Raw genomic sequence first — 14,843 nt, forward strand, 5'->3', positions numbered from 1 at the left:
ATATGCCGTGATTTTTACTTGTGAAACGGTAATATTTGCATAATGCTGTGAAAAAAATTGAAAGGTAAAATTATGTGGTCAGAATATTCACTTGAAGTTGTGGATGCTGTTGCCAGAACAGGGAGTTTTAGTGCTGCTGCATCGGAACTTCATCGTGTTCCTTCTGCTGTCAGTTATACAGTAAGACAACTAGAAGAATGGCTTGCAGTTCCGCTATTTGAGCGTCGCCATCGGGATGTAGAATTAACCGAGGCTGGCAGTATTTTCATCAAAGAGGCTCGTGCTGTTATCAAAAAGATGATTGACACTCGTCATCAATGCCAACAGGTTGCAAATGGTTGGAGAGGGCAATTCAGTATTGCTATTGACCGGGTGGTTAAACCAGAACGTAGTCGGCAGCTTATTCTTGATTTTTATCATCATTTTCCTGATGTGGAACTTTTTATCCATCAGGAAGTGTTTAATGGTGTATGGGATGCATTGGTGGATGGTCGGGTTGATGTTGCAATCGGCGCAACCCGGGTTGCGCCAGTAGGGGCAAGGTTCAGTTTTAGAGATATGGGATTTATGCCTTGGCTATGTGTAGTAAGCGCGGGTCATGCTCTGGCTCAATTGCCCGGTCCGCTGTCTGATAATCAAATGCGACCTTATCCAAGTTTGTGTCTTGAAGATACCTCCCGAAATTTACCGAAGCGTGATACTTGGACTTTGGACAATCAGCGCAGATTGGTCGTCCCTGATTGGGAATCTGGCCTGGATTGTTTGCATGAAGGGTTATGTGTGGGAATGGTGCCAAAGCACAGGGCAATGCCGCTCATCCGACAGAAAAAGCTGGAAGCATTGGAATTGGTTCAGCCTTTGCCAGATAGTCCGTGCTGTCTGACATGGGCGCAAAATAGCCATTCTCCGGCATTAAGTTGGCTTCTCGGCTATCTTGGCGATAGTGAAACGCTTAATGCTGAATGGCTTCAGGAGGAGTAAGGCAAATTAACGACGATAGTCGATAAATGGGCCATCCGCGACGGAGCGGCGTTCAACCAGACGTGGATGTACTTCAATGATTTGTGCATCTTCACGTTTATTGACTATTCTGTCTAGTAACATGGAAAAGGCCATTTGCCCCAAACGTTCTTTGGGTTGATGAATGGTTGTTAATGCCGGCGAGAAGTAACGGGCGTTGCGTACATTATCGTAACCGATCACCGAAATATCCTGTGGGACTCGTAATCCTAATTCATCCGCAGCACAAATAGCGCCCATTGCCATAACATCCCCACCGCAGAAAACCGCAGTTGGACGCTGTTTTTGATTGAGAATTTGATGCATGGCTTTATAACCCGATTCAGGCTCAAAATCTCCCTGAACAATCCATTCTTCTCTGATTGGGATGCAGGCTTCTTTTAATGCTTTCAAGAATCCTTGATGGCGGCCACCACCGGTATTTCGTGCCAGGGGGCCAGGGATCGCACCAATATCACGATGGCCTCGTTCAATAAGATAACGACCAACGAGATAACCGCCGTGAAATGCGTTGTCAATAATAGTATCAGTGAAATCACCTCTGGCTTGCCCCCAATCCATGACGACCATCGGGATATTGCGATAATCTTCCAGCATTCCTAACAGTTGTTCCGGATATTCTGAACACATAATCAGTAAGCCATCCACACGCTTTTGTGCCAGCATGGCTAAATAGGCTTTCTGTTTATCAATATTGTTGTGTGAGTTACATAAAATCAACGTATAGCCTTTGCTGTAACAACTATTTTCAACGGCTTCAATGATTTCAGCAAAATAGGGAGCTTCACTGGACGTTGCCAGTAAACCGATCGATTTGGTGTGGTTAACCTTCAAGCTGCGAGCAACTGCGCTGGGTGAATAATTCAGCTCTTTAATAGCCGCCCAAACCGCAGCCTTGGTATCTTCGGCGACAAAACGGGTTTTATTAATAACATGGGATACGGTAGTGGTTGAAACGCCAGCGTGTTTAGCCACATCTTTGATCGTTGCCATGAGATAAAAGACTCCTGACCTTTTGGTCTAAATTTATAAATCTTTGTTAATCGTTTGCCAGTATCTTTGATACATAGGGAGCGTGGCAATTCTTTATCGATAAACATCGAATTTTGTCTGATCTGGCTCAAAAGTGAAAGCAATAATCAATGTTATAAAATATGTGGTAATCGCTATTTTATGCTTTTTCCTTTCTGTAAGGATGATTAGCCATACCAATGAAAGGGTTTTGGGGCTATAAACTTTTATTTTGAGGAGACGCTATGGATACTGATTTAAAGCTTGGTTTATTGACCGTGGTGAGCACGTTGGCAATGATTGTCATTTTTGCTGCTCTTTGCTTAATTTTTGCCTGATATCTTGAATTGATTAAGTAGTGTAGAGAAATTGAGCTTTATGTTAACAGGAAATAGGGCAGATGGTTTGAATGGATCATCTGCCCTTAATGTTAGAGCGGGTAGTAATTAGTTGAATGAATAGCTATTAAGCCAGGTTTTCTTCAACGAATTTCCAGTTAACCAATGTCCAGAAACTTTCCAGATATTTAGGGCGTGCATTACGATAATCGATGTAATATGCGTGTTCCCAAACATCAACAGTCAATATTGGTTTATCAGAAGAAGTCAAGGGAGGTGCTGCATTAGACGTATTCACAATAGCCAGACTGCCATCAGTTTTCTTAACCAGCCAGGTCCAACCGGAACCAAAATTTTTCACCGCTGCGTCGGTAAACTGTTGTTTGAATTCTGTAAAAGAACCGAATGATTTATTAATAATTTCAGCGATTTTACCTGTTGGTTCTCCACCGCCATTTGGAGACAAGCAGTGCCAGTAAAAAGTATGATTCCAAACTTGAGCAGCGTTGTTGAAAATGCCACCTTCAGAAGTTCTGATAATCTCTTCCAAAGACTTCCCAGCAAATTCGGTGTCTTTAATCAGATTATTCAGATTTACGACATAAGCATTATGGTGTTTACCATAGTGGTATTCCAGTGTTTCTGCGGAAATATGAGGTTCTAACGCATCTTTAGCGTAAGGCAGAGTGGGTAATTCAAATGACATTGCGTACTCCTTTTCATTTTGGGTTTTATACCCGTTATCTTTCAAGTTGCTTCTTTGTTGGCTGCACTCACTCACCCTGGTCACATAGTTTGCTATGCTCCCGGGGATTCGCTCCCTTGCCGTCGCGATGCATCTTGAAATCCATAGGGTATAGCTCTGTAAATCATGCATTTAGTAGGATAAAGCATGGTGAAGAGCAAATATAAGCTAATTATTGTATGGCTATTTTTGTTTAATTATCTTAACAACTTCTACGATAAATAACAGTGAAAAAGATGCCATTTGCTCTTGGATAAGAAAATATCAGGATGCATATTGGTGAAAGAAAATGGTATTCTCCGCCAATATTGTGACGATGTTGGTTTCAGCATACTGTTGATTTAAAGGAAATAAAAATGACGACTATTGAGAAGATTGAGCGCCAAATTAACGAGAATCCAATTCTGCTGTATATGAAAGGTTCTCCTAAATTACCAAATTGTGGCTTTTCTGCACAGGCTGTTCAGGCTTTATCTGCATGTGGTGAACGTTTTGCTTATGTAGATATTTTGCAAGATCCGGATATTCGCGCAGAATTGCCAAAATATGCTAACTGGCCAACTTTTCCTCAGCTTTGGGTTGAGGGTGAGCTGGTTGGTGGATGCGATATTATAATTGAAATGTTTCAGCGTGGTGAGTTACAAACATTAATTAAAGAAGCTGCTGATAAATACCGTTCTCAGGACGAAAACGCCGCAGAGTAATTATGCTATCTCCCCATATTTTGATGTATGGGGAGATTATTATCGTTATAAATTACATTTAATTATATTAATCATATAGTTAATTGCAATTCTATTGGTTTGTAATTAGGTTATAGCGGTAAGAGCATCAACGATGTTCCTGATGCACATAATCATAATGTTAATAAGTTCGGCTCATTGGCACTACTTGATTAGGCATTTTCCTCTACTTCTGTTGTTAATGGCCAGCCACCAAGTCGTTTCCAGCGGTTAACCATTTCACAGAATAATTCAGCAGTACGGTTAGTATCGTATAAGGCGCTGTGAGCCTGATTATTGTCGAAAGAAACCCCAGCTGCGATGCAGGCTTTTGCCAGAATCGTTTGTCCTAAAACCAAACCACCTAAAGCCGCTGTATCAAAAGTTGCAAATGGATGAAATGGGTTTCGTTTTAGCCTGGTGCGTTCCGCAGCAGCCATAACAAAACTGTGATCAAAATTAGCATTGTGAGCTACTATAATTGCCCGATTACAGTGACTGTTTTTTATGCCTTTACGAACCATCTTAAAAATGGCATGTAAAGCTTCGTATTCGCTCACCGCTCCACGTAGCGGATTTGATGGATCAATTCCGGTAAACTCCAGCGCTGCCGGTTCAAGATTAGCACCTTCAAATGGTTCAATATGGAAATGCAGTGATTCGTCGGGTGCTATCCAGCCGTCATTATCCATCTTCAGTGTTATAGCGGCAATTTCAAGTAATGCATCCGTTTTGGCATTAAAGCCGCCAGTTTCAACATCAATGACTACAGGATAATAACCTCGAAAACGTCCACTAAGGACGTTTAGCTCTTTTTTATCAGACATCAGATTGAATTACCCAGAGCGTTACTGGCATTTTTGTTTTCAATAAGTTCAATTTTATAGCCATCGGGATCTTCAACGAAAGCAATAATAGTTGTTCCCCCTTTTACTGGGCCTGCCTCACGGGTGATATTTCCGCCAGCTTTGCGAATACGTTCGCAAGTTGCTGCAACATCATCAACACCTAATGCTACGTGACCAAATGCATTTCCCATCTCATAACTATCAACTCCCCAGTTATAAGTTAATTCAATCACGGCTCCCTCGCTTTCATCAGCATAACCAACGAAGGCGAGTGAGTATTTATATTCTGTATTTTCACTGACGCGCAGCAGGCGCATTCCTAAGACTTCAGTATAAAAATTAACGGAGCGTTGTAAATTACCAACGCGGATCATGGTATGGAGTAAACGCATAATTACCTCTAATGTTAATGGCTTTTCTTGTATTTTTGTGCGGTAGCTCGCACAAAAACCACTAACTATAACGTGTCTTACGGTTACAGTTCAATTTATCCATAATTATAATTTATTCTTATTTAGGTTTATAATTAAACATAGTATATGAAATGTATAGGAAAGGGGATGTGATGGCTGAGCAACTAGAGTTTTTTGCTATTCCCAGCCCTTGTCGAGGAATTTGCCAGGCTAATGAGAGGGGCTTTTGTCGGGGGTGCTATCGTAGTCGGGAAGAAAGATTTAATTGGATGAAAATGGCGGATGAGCAAAAGCGCGAAGTATTGAGACTTTGTCGGCAAAGATATTTACGTACATTGAGAACATTCCATCAGCCAGATGAAGAAAGACCTGAACAGCCATCACTATTTTAATTAGCGATTCTTTGAGGTTATTGGGATTAACAATTCAATGACTTACTTATATAGGGTTATATTTTGGCTAAGCTATAAATGTTCTACTACAATTTAGTGTATTTTGTTTGTTATTTTCTTATTTATTGCTTATCGGGAAAATTCATTGTTCTTATTTTGGTTGTCTATATAACCTTATGTTTAAAATGGAATTTTTAGTTTGATTGTGTGACAAATGTAAAATAAAGACAATATTAATGTAAAAATAGATAGATTAGCATTTAGATGACAGCTATCCTTATAGTGTTTGGAATAAAGTATTGAATGATATTTATTGGTTTCTATTTGTCTGTATCCATAGTTATGATGGTTTTTATGGTTAAGATATTGTATGTTGATTGTTTTACTTTGAATTTAATTTAAATTTTGTTGTTATTGGTTATAGTTACCTGAATTAGTTAGTTATTAAGATTTTACTGTGATTGTGTAAAAGTTATATATATTTTTTAAGGCTAATTAGCCTGATTTAGAAAAATTTGGCTGTTATGTTTAGTGGGCTAGTTATTTAAGGAGGGACAATTGGAATCGACATTGGGATCAGATCTGGCACGGTTAGTCCGTATTTGGCGCGCTTTAATTGACTACCGTTTAAAGCCATTGGAATTAACTCAGACTCATTGGGTAACGTTATACAATATTAGCCGGTTACCACAGGAGCAATCTCAGATACAGTTGGCGAAAGCTATCGGTATTGAGCAACCATCTTTGGTAAGGACATTAGATCAGCTTGAGGAAAAAAGACTTATCACCAGGCACACTTGTGCTAATGATCGTCGTGCAAAAAGAATCAAGTTAACTGAAGACTCTGCGTCTGTTATTAGGGAGCTAGATGGTGTCATTGCGTCCACAAGAAATGAGATTCTGGAAGGTATTACACAAGAGGAACTTGCTTTTCTTTCCACTTTAGTTCAAAGACTAGAGCAAAATATTATCCAGTTACAAAGTAGATAGTCATTATGGTATTCATGAAGTGCTAACCAAATGAAAGAAGACCGCGACTTAAAAAACTAAGTCACGGTTTTCTTATTGACTTATTGTCTAGGAGAGACAGTAATGTTACTACCCTGGCCTGCGATTCTTACACGCTGACCTTTACTAAAGACTGTTTTGCCTTGTTTTTGAACGACAATGATGCTCTCACCACTGTCCCGGCGAATTTCCAGTTCTACGCCTTTCGTTGTGTTAAGTGCACCTTGAACGTTTTGACCTGCAACACCACCAGCAATCGCACCAGCGGCTGTTGCCAACGTGTTGCCACTACCCCCTCCAATCGTATTACCAACCAAACCACCAAGAACTGCACCACCAATCGCACCTAATACATTCTCATTACTGCTCGCTTGAATATTGACAGGACGGACGGAAACAACGGTACCGTAAGAAACAGTTTGAACCTGTTTAGCTTGTCCAGCAGTATATGTATCTCCAGAAAGGGAATCGGTATTAACACAGCCTGATAATGAAGCGACTGCAACCGCGCTAACTAAGAAATGCTTCAACATAGTAACTCCTAATTTCGATGCCTGACTGCGGAAATCTGATAGCTTATAAGCAACCAGGCTAACAACCGGCATTGGCAACAAGTAGTGAAAAATTTATTTGAGTAGAATATCAGTACATTAACAATCTAGTACTCAACACATATTAAACGTCAATAGAGATTTTTAAAAGAAATAGCTATTAATGAGAAATTCAGCATTTTTTGTGAAGTTGTTTCCAAAACTCAGGTTTTATTCCTTTGTTTTCCTATTAACCATATACAGCTAAAACCACCGCGCTTTATAGTTATTAACTAACATGGTTTCTGATTTTATCAAGACAGATTCTAAGCAGGAAGGCAAAATAATGGTTATGAAGTCAGGTCGCTATATTGGTGTAATGTCGGGTACAAGTCTGGATGGGGTTGATGTGGTACTTGCAGCAATCAATGATAAAGTTGTTGCTCAGCAAGCCAGTTATTCACATTTATTCCCTTATGAATTGAAACAAAAAGTTCTCGCGGTTTGCCAGGGACAGCAAACGACATTATCTGCAATAGGCCGATTAGATTATGAACTTGGTTCTTTATTTGCTGAAGCAGTACAAGGTTTATTAGATAAAACAGGGTTAACTGCAAGCGATATCACAGCGGTGGGATGTCATGGTCAGACTGTTTGGCATGAACCAGATAGCCAAACTCCGTTTACCATGCAACTTGGTGATAATAACCGTATCGCAGCTTTAACCGAAATTACGACTATTGGTGATTTTCGTCGGCGGGATATGGCATATGGCGGGCAGGGCGCACCATTAGTTCCTGCCTTTCATTTCGCTGTATTAGGCCATCCGACAGAGCGAAGGATAATTCTCAATATTGGTGGAATTGCTAACATAACGACTTTATTGCCTGGGTCATTAGTCAAAGGATATGACACAGGTCCGGGTAATATGTTGATGGATAGCTGGGTATGGCGCCATCAGAAAAAACCTTATGATAAAGATGCTCAGTGGGCACGAGAAGGGATGGTTAATAACAGTTTACTCAGACAAATGCTTTCTGATAATTACTTCTCACGACCAGCGCCTAAAAGTACAGGCCGTGAGTATTTCAATATGAGTTGGCTGGAGGCGCAATTAGCTAACTATCCGGATATATCGCCAGTGGATGTTCAGGCAACATTGGCTGAGCTGACTGCAGTGTCTGTGTCACAGCAAATTATGTTAAGTGGTGGATGTGAGCGTCTGATGGTTTGTGGTGGTGGTGCCCATAACCCACTAATAATGAGCCGGCTTTCTGCATTATTGCCAGGAACAGAAGTGTGTCCGACAGATAAATATGGCCTTATTGGTGATGATATGGAAGCATTGGCATTCGCTTGGTTGGCATTCCGTACGATGTCGGGTGCTCCGGGGAATTTACCTTCTGTTACTGGCGCTAGCGCTGAAACTATTTTAGGGGCAATTTATCCTGTTACTAATCAATAACAATGATAAGCTGTCTGGTATTTGATGAGTGATAAGCAGAGCTACATAATGTCAGAGCATAATGAATTCGATGTTGCAGAATCACGTCGTGAATATATTCGTGGTGGGTTAAGACGTAAGGATTTGACTAAAGAACCCATTGAGCTTTTTGAGCGTTGGTTGAAGCAGGCATATGAAGCCAAACTCAGTGATCCAACGGCAATGTGTATAGCTACGGTGGATGAGCATGGTCAACCGTATCAACGTATTGTTTTATTGAAGCATTTTGATGCAACTGGACTGATTTTTTATACAAATTTAGGGAGCCGTAAGGCAAAACATTTGGCTCAGAATAACAAAATTAGCCTTCATTTCCCTTGGTATCCTCTGGAAAGGCAAGTCTCTTTCCTTGGTAAAGCTGAACGTCTTTCTTCTATTGAAGCGATGAAATACTTTCATAGCCGCCCTAAAGATAGCCAGATTGCAGCATGGGCCTCGCAACAGTCTTCCCGTATTTCCACGCGAGGTATTTTGGAGGGAAAATTTCTCGAACTGAAACAGAAATTCCTGAATGGTGAGGTTCCTTTGCCTAGTTTTTGGGGTGGATTTAGAGTGGTCTTTGATTCTGTTGAGTTTTGGCAAGGCGGTGCAAACCGGTTGCATGATCGGTTTATTTATCAACGAGAAGGTGATGGCTGGCATATTGACAGGTTTGCACCATAAATCGTGGATTATCATTTTTAATACTGGCACTTATAGTAGTGGCGTTTTATGCTATGTCACACTTTTTTAAGCTGCGGCCTATACCTTATGGATTTCAAGATGCATCGCGACGGCAAAGGAGCGAATCCCCGGGAGCATAGCTAACTATGTGACCGGGGTGAGTGCAGCCAACAAAGAGGCAACTTGAATGATAACGGGTATATACAACAGATAAATACACAAACCGATGGAGTCATTAATGTCTAGCAATAACCTGATAAAACAACTGCAAGAGCGGGGCCTCATTGCCCAGGTGACGGATGAGAATGCGTTAGCGGAGAGACTGGCGCAAGGCCCTGTCTCCCTCTATTGTGGCTTCGATCCGACCGCCGACAGCTTGCATTTGGGGCATCTGGTTCCCTTGCTGTGTTTAAAACGATTCCAGCTGGCTGGGCATAAACCTGTGGCCTTAGTCGGTGGGGCCACGGGGTTGATTGGTGATCCAAGTTTTAAAGCCACTGAGCGTAAATTAAATACTGCGGATACTGTCAAAGAGTGGGTAGAAAAGATCCGCAGACAGGTTTCACCTTTCTTGGATTTTGATTGTGGTGAAAACAGCGCTAAAACAGCCAACAATTATGACTGGTTTGGTGGCATGGATGTTTTGACTTTCCTGCGTGATATCGGCAAGCATTTCTCAGTTAACCAGATGATTAACAAAGAAGCGGTTAAACAGCGTTTGAACCGTGATGATGTTGGTATTTCTTTTACTGAGTTTTCTTATAACCTGCTGCAATCATATGATTTTGTACGTCTGAATGAAGAACATGACGTTGAATTGCAGATCGGTGGTTCTGACCAGTGGGGGAATATTACTTCTGGTATTGATTTAACTCGTCGTATCAACCAGAAACAAGTATTTGGTATGACTGTCCCGTTGATCACTAAATCTGATGGCACTAAATTTGGTAAAACCGAAGGTGGTGCTGTTTGGTTGGACCCGAAGAAAACCAGTCCATACAAATTCTATCAATTCTGGATCAACACCGCAGATGCTGATGTTTATCGTTTCCTTAAATTCTTTACCTTTATGAGTTTTGAAGATATTGATGCCTTGGAAGAAGAAGATAAAAGCAGTGGTAAGGCCCCTCGTGCCCAATATGTATTGGCAGAACAAGTCACCGGGATGGTGCATGGTGAGGAAGGGTTGGCAGCGGCTAAACGTATTACAGAAAGCCTGTTCTCCGGTGCTGTTGCTGATTTGACTGAAGCTGATTTTGCTCAACTGGCACAGGATGGTATGCCAGTAATTGAGTTGGGAAAAGGGGCAGATTTACAACAGGCTCTGGTTAATGCTGGGTTAGTACCTTCCCGTGGGCAGGCTCGTACTATGATTAGTTCCAATGCGGTAGCCGTTAACGGTGAAAAACAATCTGAGCCTGAGTATGTGTTTACTGACAGCAACTGCCTGTTTGGTCGTTACACATTATTGCGTCGTGGTAAAAAACACGATTGTTTAATTTGCTGGAAATAACCGATATTTCATAGCATAACGGGCAACGGTAACTAACGTTGCCCTTTCTTACTATGATTCTTATTTTACAAATAGAAGCCAGAATAAAAAAACATAGGCCACCATTGTGAAAAATATCCTTTCAATTCAATCTCATGTTGTTTTTGGGCACGCTGGTAACAGCGCTGCGGAATTTCCTATGCGTCGGATGGGAGTGAACGTCTGGCCGTTGAATACAGTACAGTTTTCAAATCACACCCAATATGCACAATGGAAGGGGTGTGTTATGCCTGCGGGTCATCTTACTGAAGTCGTTCAGGGCATTGAAGAAATTGAACAGCTAAAATCCTGTCATGCGGTGTTGAGTGGGTACATTGGTTCACCGGAGCAGGGAAGCCATATCATTGATATCGTGAAGCGGGTAAAAGCTGCGAATTCTGATGCTTGGTATTTCTGTGATCCCGTTATGGGACATCCAGAAAAAGGTTGTATCGTTGCTCCTGGGGTTGCTGAATTTTTGTGTGAAAAGGCTCTTCCTGCGAGTGATGTCATTGCGCCGAATTTACTGGAGCTTGAAACGCTCAGTATGCAGAAAGTGACTAATGTAGAGCAGGCGGTTACAGCCGCTCGAACTCTGTGCGAAAAAGGGCCGGATATCGTACTGGTTAAGCACCTTAGTCGTGCTGGTTACCGGACTGATCGTTTTGAAATGTTATTAGTGACTCAGGAACATAGCTGGCATGTTAGTCGGCCTTTGGTGGATTTTGGCGAGCGTCAGCCAGTTGGGGTTGGTGACTTAACCAGCGGTTTGTTATTAGTTAATCTATTAAAAGGTAAATCTTTACCGACAGCTCTTGAGCATGTTGCTGCCGCAGTTTATGAAGTTATGATAACAACTAAAGATATGGATGAATATGAATTACAGATTGTAGCGGCTCAAGATAGAATGGTAGCGCCTGACCATAAATTCTGTGCGACACAACTGGATTGATATATCTAGCCGTTCCACTGGTATTGCATGTGGAACGGTTTGTATTATCTGTAAATCAAATTAACCCTTCAGCTTTTAATGCATCACGAACATTTGGACGTTCTGCAATCCTTATCTGATAGGCTTTAAGATGTAACAGATTGGATAGATCCACTTTAACCAAAGGTGCCCAATTACTGACAGTAAATAAATAGGCGTCAGCAACAGTAAAATGATTTCCGGTAATATATGGTTGTTTTGCTAATACTTCATCCACATAAGTGAATTTCCTCAGCAAGTTATTAATAACAATCGGGAAATAATTTTCTGGTGTTCCTGGTAAAAACAGTGGTGAAAATCCTTTATGGATTTCACTGGAAACATAGCTAAGCCATTCAAGTTGATGATATCGTTCCATGGTTCCAGCAGGCGCAATCAATTGCTTGTCCGGTTTCTGGTCTGCAATATATTGAACGATAACAGTTCCTTCTGTAAGGATATCATTGTTGTCTAGCAGGAGGGTTGGTACCTGGCCTTTAGGGTTAACCGCGAAAAAATCGTCGCCGTTCTCTGTTTTTTTGGTTTTCAGATCAACTTTAATAATGCTGAAATCAAATCCTGCTTCACGGAGTATGATGTGAGGAGATAGAGAACAAGCTCCTGGTTGGTAATAAAGTTTCATATGTCGCTCCTTAAAAATTTCCGGTAACAGATACAATAGAACAAAGGAACTCAGTAGGGCATTTGTCATAGCCCTAATATATATTACCACGATACATGAAAATATGTTATGCCCGTTATCTTTCAAGTTGCCTCTTTGTTGGCTGCACTCACTCACCCCCGGTCACATAGTTTGCTATGCTCCCGGGGATTCGCTCCCTTGCCGTCGCGATACATCTTGAAATCCATAGGGTATATATCAAACTGATAATTAAACCGATATAAGATTGGCTGATTGTATTATGATCAGCTTCTTTGTTATCTCTTTTCTTATATATGATAAATTATCTGGGTTTTTATAATGTTTCTAGCAAAGTTAACTGTGTAAATGGAGAAATTTAGGGATAATTTTGGGTGGAATCACTTATCAAAACTACCCAATATTTAGGTTCATATCGCATATTTTACAACTAATTATATTTTACTGAATGAATAATATAGATTATTGATAATTTCAGATATTAATCTTATATTGGCTATAAAATAATTAAAATGTTATTTTTGTTGAATGATTTGTAATCATATAAAAATAAATTAAATTTGTTTGTAAAATCGCTGAAAATAACCATGCATTGTTTATAATCTCTTGTGAAAATACCTCTTCTATTTTCTTTGTAAAAGCTCTCAATTAATTTATTGTAAATATTATTAATTGTTTTAATTTGTTCGTTAAGTCTATTGACTGAATTGTTTATATTTTTAAAACTAAATGAAATATCCGATATATTTAAAGTGATTTCCTCTATCAATGAAGAGATTTTATATATTTGTTTTTTATCTTCTCCATTGGGAATGTTCTTTAATAATTGTTGAATTTTTATGTGAGTTTTTCCTGCGAAACTTTTCATTCGCTCAAAGTCAATTTTAGTTATTTCAAAGAGTTGTGGTAATTTTGAGGTAAAATCATTCACCTTGACAAAATCTGATTCAATTTCTTTCAATGCATCGCTTACCTTGGTAATATAACCATGACCTAAATACCCGCAGCTAAGTGATCCTAAATAAGTCGTTGCTTTATGTATATTACGAGTAATCCTATCAATATCTTGTTCATCAAAATTATATGCATGCTCATAGTTTTCCAGTGCTGAGGGCCAACCAGATAATGATTTGCTAAATTCATACCAACAAGCTTCAATCTCTTGTGATGGGTCATGATTTTTCAGACATTTTGGTAATTTTATATTAGTAATCGATTTAAACATATTGGATATAATTAAAAAATCATTTTTCATCTTATGTACCTTGCTAAAATAATAAAAATTATTAAATGGTAAAAAATATGTAATATAATATTTGAGCTGAAAAGATTATAAAGATAAAATATTTTATTTTTTAGATATTGATTTTATAAAAGTTAAGTCTTTGACTATATTAAAGGACAGATTGCTAATTAGTGCAAGGAAACGGAATGATATTTTTTATTTCGGTAAAATAATTATAATACTATATCATTTAACTCTTTAATTACAAAGGGTTTAATTAATTTCTTAAATGGTTTTAGTGTTTTAATTTAAAATTAATTTTTACCTGTTAGTGAAAATTTAATTAAGTGATTAATTTGTTCTTTATCCATAATATAAGGCCCGAAAAGTGGTTTTTTCGGGCCTTATAAATTAAAAATCAATGATCATTAATTAGATTGATCATTAATTAGATTGTTGCAATTCCAGTTCATTCATTGTTGTAATGCTGAAGCCGCCGTCAACATGCAGAATTTCGCCGGTAATACCACCGGACAGATCTGAGCACAGAAATGCCGCAGCGTTACCAACATCTTCAGTTGTTACAGTGCGGCGAATTGGGTTGACGGATTCACAGTGAGCCAGCATCTTACGAAAATCTTTGATGCCGGAAGCGGCTAAAGTACGGATAGGGCCAGCAGAAATACCGTTGACACGAATACCTTCAACACCCATAGCGTTGGCCATATAACGAACGTTAGCTTCCAGGGAGGCTTTTGCCAGACCCATGACGTTATAGTTAGGGATTGAACGTTCTGCTCCTAGATAGGAGAGTGTCAGCAAAGCAGAATTTGGATTCAGCATTTCACGGCAAGCCTTTGCCAGAGCAACAAAACTGTAAGAACTGATATCGTGCGCGATTTGAAAGCCTTTGCGGGTAATTGTATCCACATAATTACCATCCAGTTGATCAGCAGGTGCAAATCCAATGGAGTGAACAAAACCATCGAATTTTGGCCAGACTTTGCCTAACTCAGTGAACAGGGCTTCAATGCTTCCATCTTCAGTCACATCGCAAGGCAAAGTAATAGTAGAATTTAGGGATTCAGCGAATTCTTCTACACGAAGTTTCAACTTGTCATTTTGATAAGTGAAAGCCAGCTCAGCGCCTTGGTCATGCATTGTTTTTGCAATACCATAAGCGATGGAGAGTTTACTGGCTACGCCAGTGATCAGAATGCGCTTACCGGTCATAAAGCCCATAACAGTATCCTTAAGTGTGA

17 protein-coding genes are annotated in these 14,843 nt (G+C 39.8%); 9 read left to right on the plus strand and 8 right to left on the minus strand.

The window, feature by feature from the left end:
- Positions 1–72: 72 nt before the first annotated feature.
- Positions 73–981 (plus strand): DNA-binding transcriptional activator PunR, encoded by a 909-nt coding sequence (gene punR, locus C5469_RS05880; RefSeq protein ID WP_166303624.1) that lies wholly within the window; start codon positions 73–75, stop codon positions 979–981.
- Positions 982–987: 6 nt separating this feature from the next.
- On the opposite strand, the gene purR is transcribed toward punR, so the two are convergent.
- Entirely contained in the window at positions 988–2,013 is a 1,026-nt protein-coding gene (gene purR / locus C5469_RS05885) for an HTH-type transcriptional repressor PurR (RefSeq protein WP_166303627.1), read from the minus strand.
- Between the two features lie 263 nt (positions 2,014–2,276).
- Here purR and cydH point away from each other — a divergent pair, with 263 nt between their 5' ends.
- Entirely contained in the window at positions 2,277–2,369 is a 93-nt protein-coding gene (gene cydH / locus C5469_RS05890; RefSeq protein WP_166303630.1) for a cytochrome bd-I oxidase subunit CydH, read from the plus strand.
- 127 nt (positions 2,370–2,496) lie between these two features.
- On the opposite strand, the gene sodB is transcribed toward cydH, so the two are convergent.
- Positions 2,497–3,075, minus strand: a complete 579-nt coding sequence (gene sodB / locus C5469_RS05895) for a superoxide dismutase [Fe] (protein WP_166303632.1) — start codon at positions 3,073–3,075, stop codon at positions 2,497–2,499.
- 395 nt (positions 3,076–3,470) lie between these two features.
- Between sodB and C5469_RS05900 the strand changes: the two genes are divergently transcribed.
- Entirely contained in the window at positions 3,471–3,818 is a 348-nt protein-coding gene (locus tag C5469_RS05900) for a Grx4 family monothiol glutaredoxin (RefSeq protein WP_166303635.1), read from the plus strand.
- 191 nt (positions 3,819–4,009) lie between these two features.
- On the opposite strand, the gene rnt is transcribed toward C5469_RS05900, so the two are convergent.
- Positions 4,010–4,663, minus strand: coding sequence for a ribonuclease T (gene rnt, locus C5469_RS05905; RefSeq protein ID WP_166303638.1), 654 nt, complete (start codon positions 4,661–4,663; stop codon positions 4,010–4,012).
- Entirely contained in the window at positions 4,663–5,076 is a 414-nt protein-coding gene (gloA, locus tag C5469_RS05910) for a lactoylglutathione lyase (protein ID WP_166303641.1), read from the minus strand. Before gloA ends, rnt begins: the two co-directional genes overlap by 1 nt.
- Positions 5,077–5,249: 173 nt before the next feature.
- Between gloA and C5469_RS05915 the strand changes: the two genes are divergently transcribed.
- Both C5469_RS05915 and slyA read left to right on the plus strand, forming a co-directional pair.
- Positions 5,250–5,489 (plus strand): DUF1289 domain-containing protein, encoded by a 240-nt coding sequence (locus tag C5469_RS05915; RefSeq protein WP_166303644.1) that lies wholly within the window; start codon positions 5,250–5,252, stop codon positions 5,487–5,489.
- 558 nt (positions 5,490–6,047) lie between these two features.
- Positions 6,048–6,479, plus strand: a complete 432-nt coding sequence (gene slyA, locus C5469_RS05920; RefSeq protein ID WP_054479870.1) for a transcriptional regulator SlyA — start codon at positions 6,048–6,050, stop codon at positions 6,477–6,479.
- 80 nt (positions 6,480–6,559) lie between these two features.
- On the opposite strand, the gene C5469_RS05925 is transcribed toward slyA, so the two are convergent.
- Positions 6,560–7,030: an outer membrane lipoprotein gene (locus C5469_RS05925; protein WP_054479869.1), complete on the minus strand. Its 471-nt coding sequence runs from the start codon at positions 7,028–7,030 to the stop codon at positions 6,560–6,562.
- 349 nt (positions 7,031–7,379) lie between these two features.
- Here C5469_RS05925 and anmK point away from each other — a divergent pair, with 349 nt between their 5' ends.
- From anmK to pdxY, 4 genes are all read left to right on the plus strand, one after another.
- Positions 7,380–8,492, plus strand: a complete 1,113-nt coding sequence (gene anmK, locus C5469_RS05930) for an anhydro-N-acetylmuramic acid kinase (RefSeq protein ID WP_166304220.1) — start codon at positions 7,380–7,382, stop codon at positions 8,490–8,492.
- 48 nt (positions 8,493–8,540) lie between these two features.
- The gene (gene pdxH, locus C5469_RS05935; RefSeq protein ID WP_166303647.1) at positions 8,541–9,194 is read left to right on the plus strand and encodes a pyridoxamine 5'-phosphate oxidase; all 654 of its coding nucleotides are present in this window, start codon (positions 8,541–8,543) and stop codon (positions 9,192–9,194) included.
- Positions 9,195–9,432: 238 nt separating this feature from the next.
- The gene (gene tyrS, locus C5469_RS05940) at positions 9,433–10,707 is read left to right on the plus strand and encodes a tyrosine--tRNA ligase (RefSeq protein WP_166303650.1); all 1,275 of its coding nucleotides are present in this window, start codon (positions 9,433–9,435) and stop codon (positions 10,705–10,707) included.
- 106 nt (positions 10,708–10,813) lie between these two features.
- Entirely contained in the window at positions 10,814–11,677 is an 864-nt protein-coding gene (pdxY, locus tag C5469_RS05945; protein WP_166303653.1) for a pyridoxal kinase PdxY, read from the plus strand.
- 55 nt (positions 11,678–11,732) lie between these two features.
- On the opposite strand, the gene gstA is transcribed toward pdxY, so the two are convergent.
- The 3 genes from gstA to fabI form a co-directional block, all read right to left on the minus strand.
- The gene (gene gstA, locus C5469_RS05950; protein ID WP_166303656.1) at positions 11,733–12,338 is read right to left on the minus strand and encodes a glutathione transferase GstA; all 606 of its coding nucleotides are present in this window, start codon (positions 12,336–12,338) and stop codon (positions 11,733–11,735) included.
- A 514-nt stretch (positions 12,339–12,852) separates the two neighbouring features.
- On the minus strand, positions 12,853–13,611 hold the full coding sequence (locus C5469_RS05955) for a hypothetical protein (RefSeq protein ID WP_166303659.1): 759 nt from the start codon (positions 13,609–13,611) through the stop codon (positions 12,853–12,855).
- A gap of 414 nt (positions 13,612–14,025) precedes the next feature.
- On the minus strand, positions 14,026–14,823 hold the full coding sequence (gene fabI / locus C5469_RS05960; RefSeq protein ID WP_166303662.1) for an enoyl-ACP reductase FabI: 798 nt from the start codon (positions 14,821–14,823) through the stop codon (positions 14,026–14,028).
- Positions 14,824–14,843: the final 20 nt, after the last annotated feature.

Origin of the sequence: Photorhabdus cinerea (genome assembly GCF_011189575.1) — a bacterium.
GTDB classification, from domain to species: Bacteria; Pseudomonadota; Gammaproteobacteria; order Enterobacterales; family Enterobacteriaceae; genus Photorhabdus; species Photorhabdus cinerea.

Bases quoted from the DNA above. Each gene is read 5' to 3' on its own strand.
- punR (WP_166303624.1), top strand. From the start codon at position 73: ATGTGGTCAGAATATTCACTTGAAGTTGTGGATGCTGTTGCCAGAACA.
- purR (WP_166303627.1), bottom strand. From the start codon at position 2,013: ATGGCAACGATCAAAGATGTGGCTAAACACGCTGGCGTTTCAACCACT.
- cydH (WP_166303630.1), top strand. From the start codon at position 2,277: ATGGATACTGATTTAAAGCTTGGTTTATTGACCGTGGTGAGCACGTTG.
- sodB (WP_166303632.1), bottom strand. From the start codon at position 3,075: ATGTCATTTGAATTACCCACTCTGCCTTACGCTAAAGATGCGTTAGAA.
- C5469_RS05900 (WP_166303635.1), top strand. From the start codon at position 3,471: ATGACGACTATTGAGAAGATTGAGCGCCAAATTAACGAGAATCCAATT.
- rnt (WP_166303638.1), bottom strand. From the start codon at position 4,663: ATGTCTGATAAAAAAGAGCTAAACGTCCTTAGTGGACGTTTTCGAGGT.
- gloA (WP_166303641.1), bottom strand. From the start codon at position 5,076: ATGCGTTTACTCCATACCATGATCCGCGTTGGTAATTTACAACGCTCC.
- C5469_RS05915 (WP_166303644.1), top strand. From the start codon at position 5,250: ATGGCTGAGCAACTAGAGTTTTTTGCTATTCCCAGCCCTTGTCGAGGA.
- C5469_RS05925 (WP_054479869.1), bottom strand. From the start codon at position 7,030: ATGTTGAAGCATTTCTTAGTTAGCGCGGTTGCAGTCGCTTCATTATCA.
- anmK (WP_166304220.1), top strand. From the start codon at position 7,380: ATGAAGTCAGGTCGCTATATTGGTGTAATGTCGGGTACAAGTCTGGAT.
- pdxH (WP_166303647.1), top strand. From the start codon at position 8,541: ATGTCAGAGCATAATGAATTCGATGTTGCAGAATCACGTCGTGAATAT.
- tyrS (WP_166303650.1), top strand. From the start codon at position 9,433: ATGTCTAGCAATAACCTGATAAAACAACTGCAAGAGCGGGGCCTCATT.
- gstA (WP_166303656.1), bottom strand. From the start codon at position 12,338: ATGAAACTTTATTACCAACCAGGAGCTTGTTCTCTATCTCCTCACATC.
- C5469_RS05955 (WP_166303659.1), bottom strand. From the start codon at position 13,611: ATGAAAAATGATTTTTTAATTATATCCAATATGTTTAAATCGATTACT.
- fabI (WP_166303662.1), bottom strand. From the start codon at position 14,823: ATGGGCTTTATGACCGGTAAGCGCATTCTGATCACTGGCGTAGCCAGT.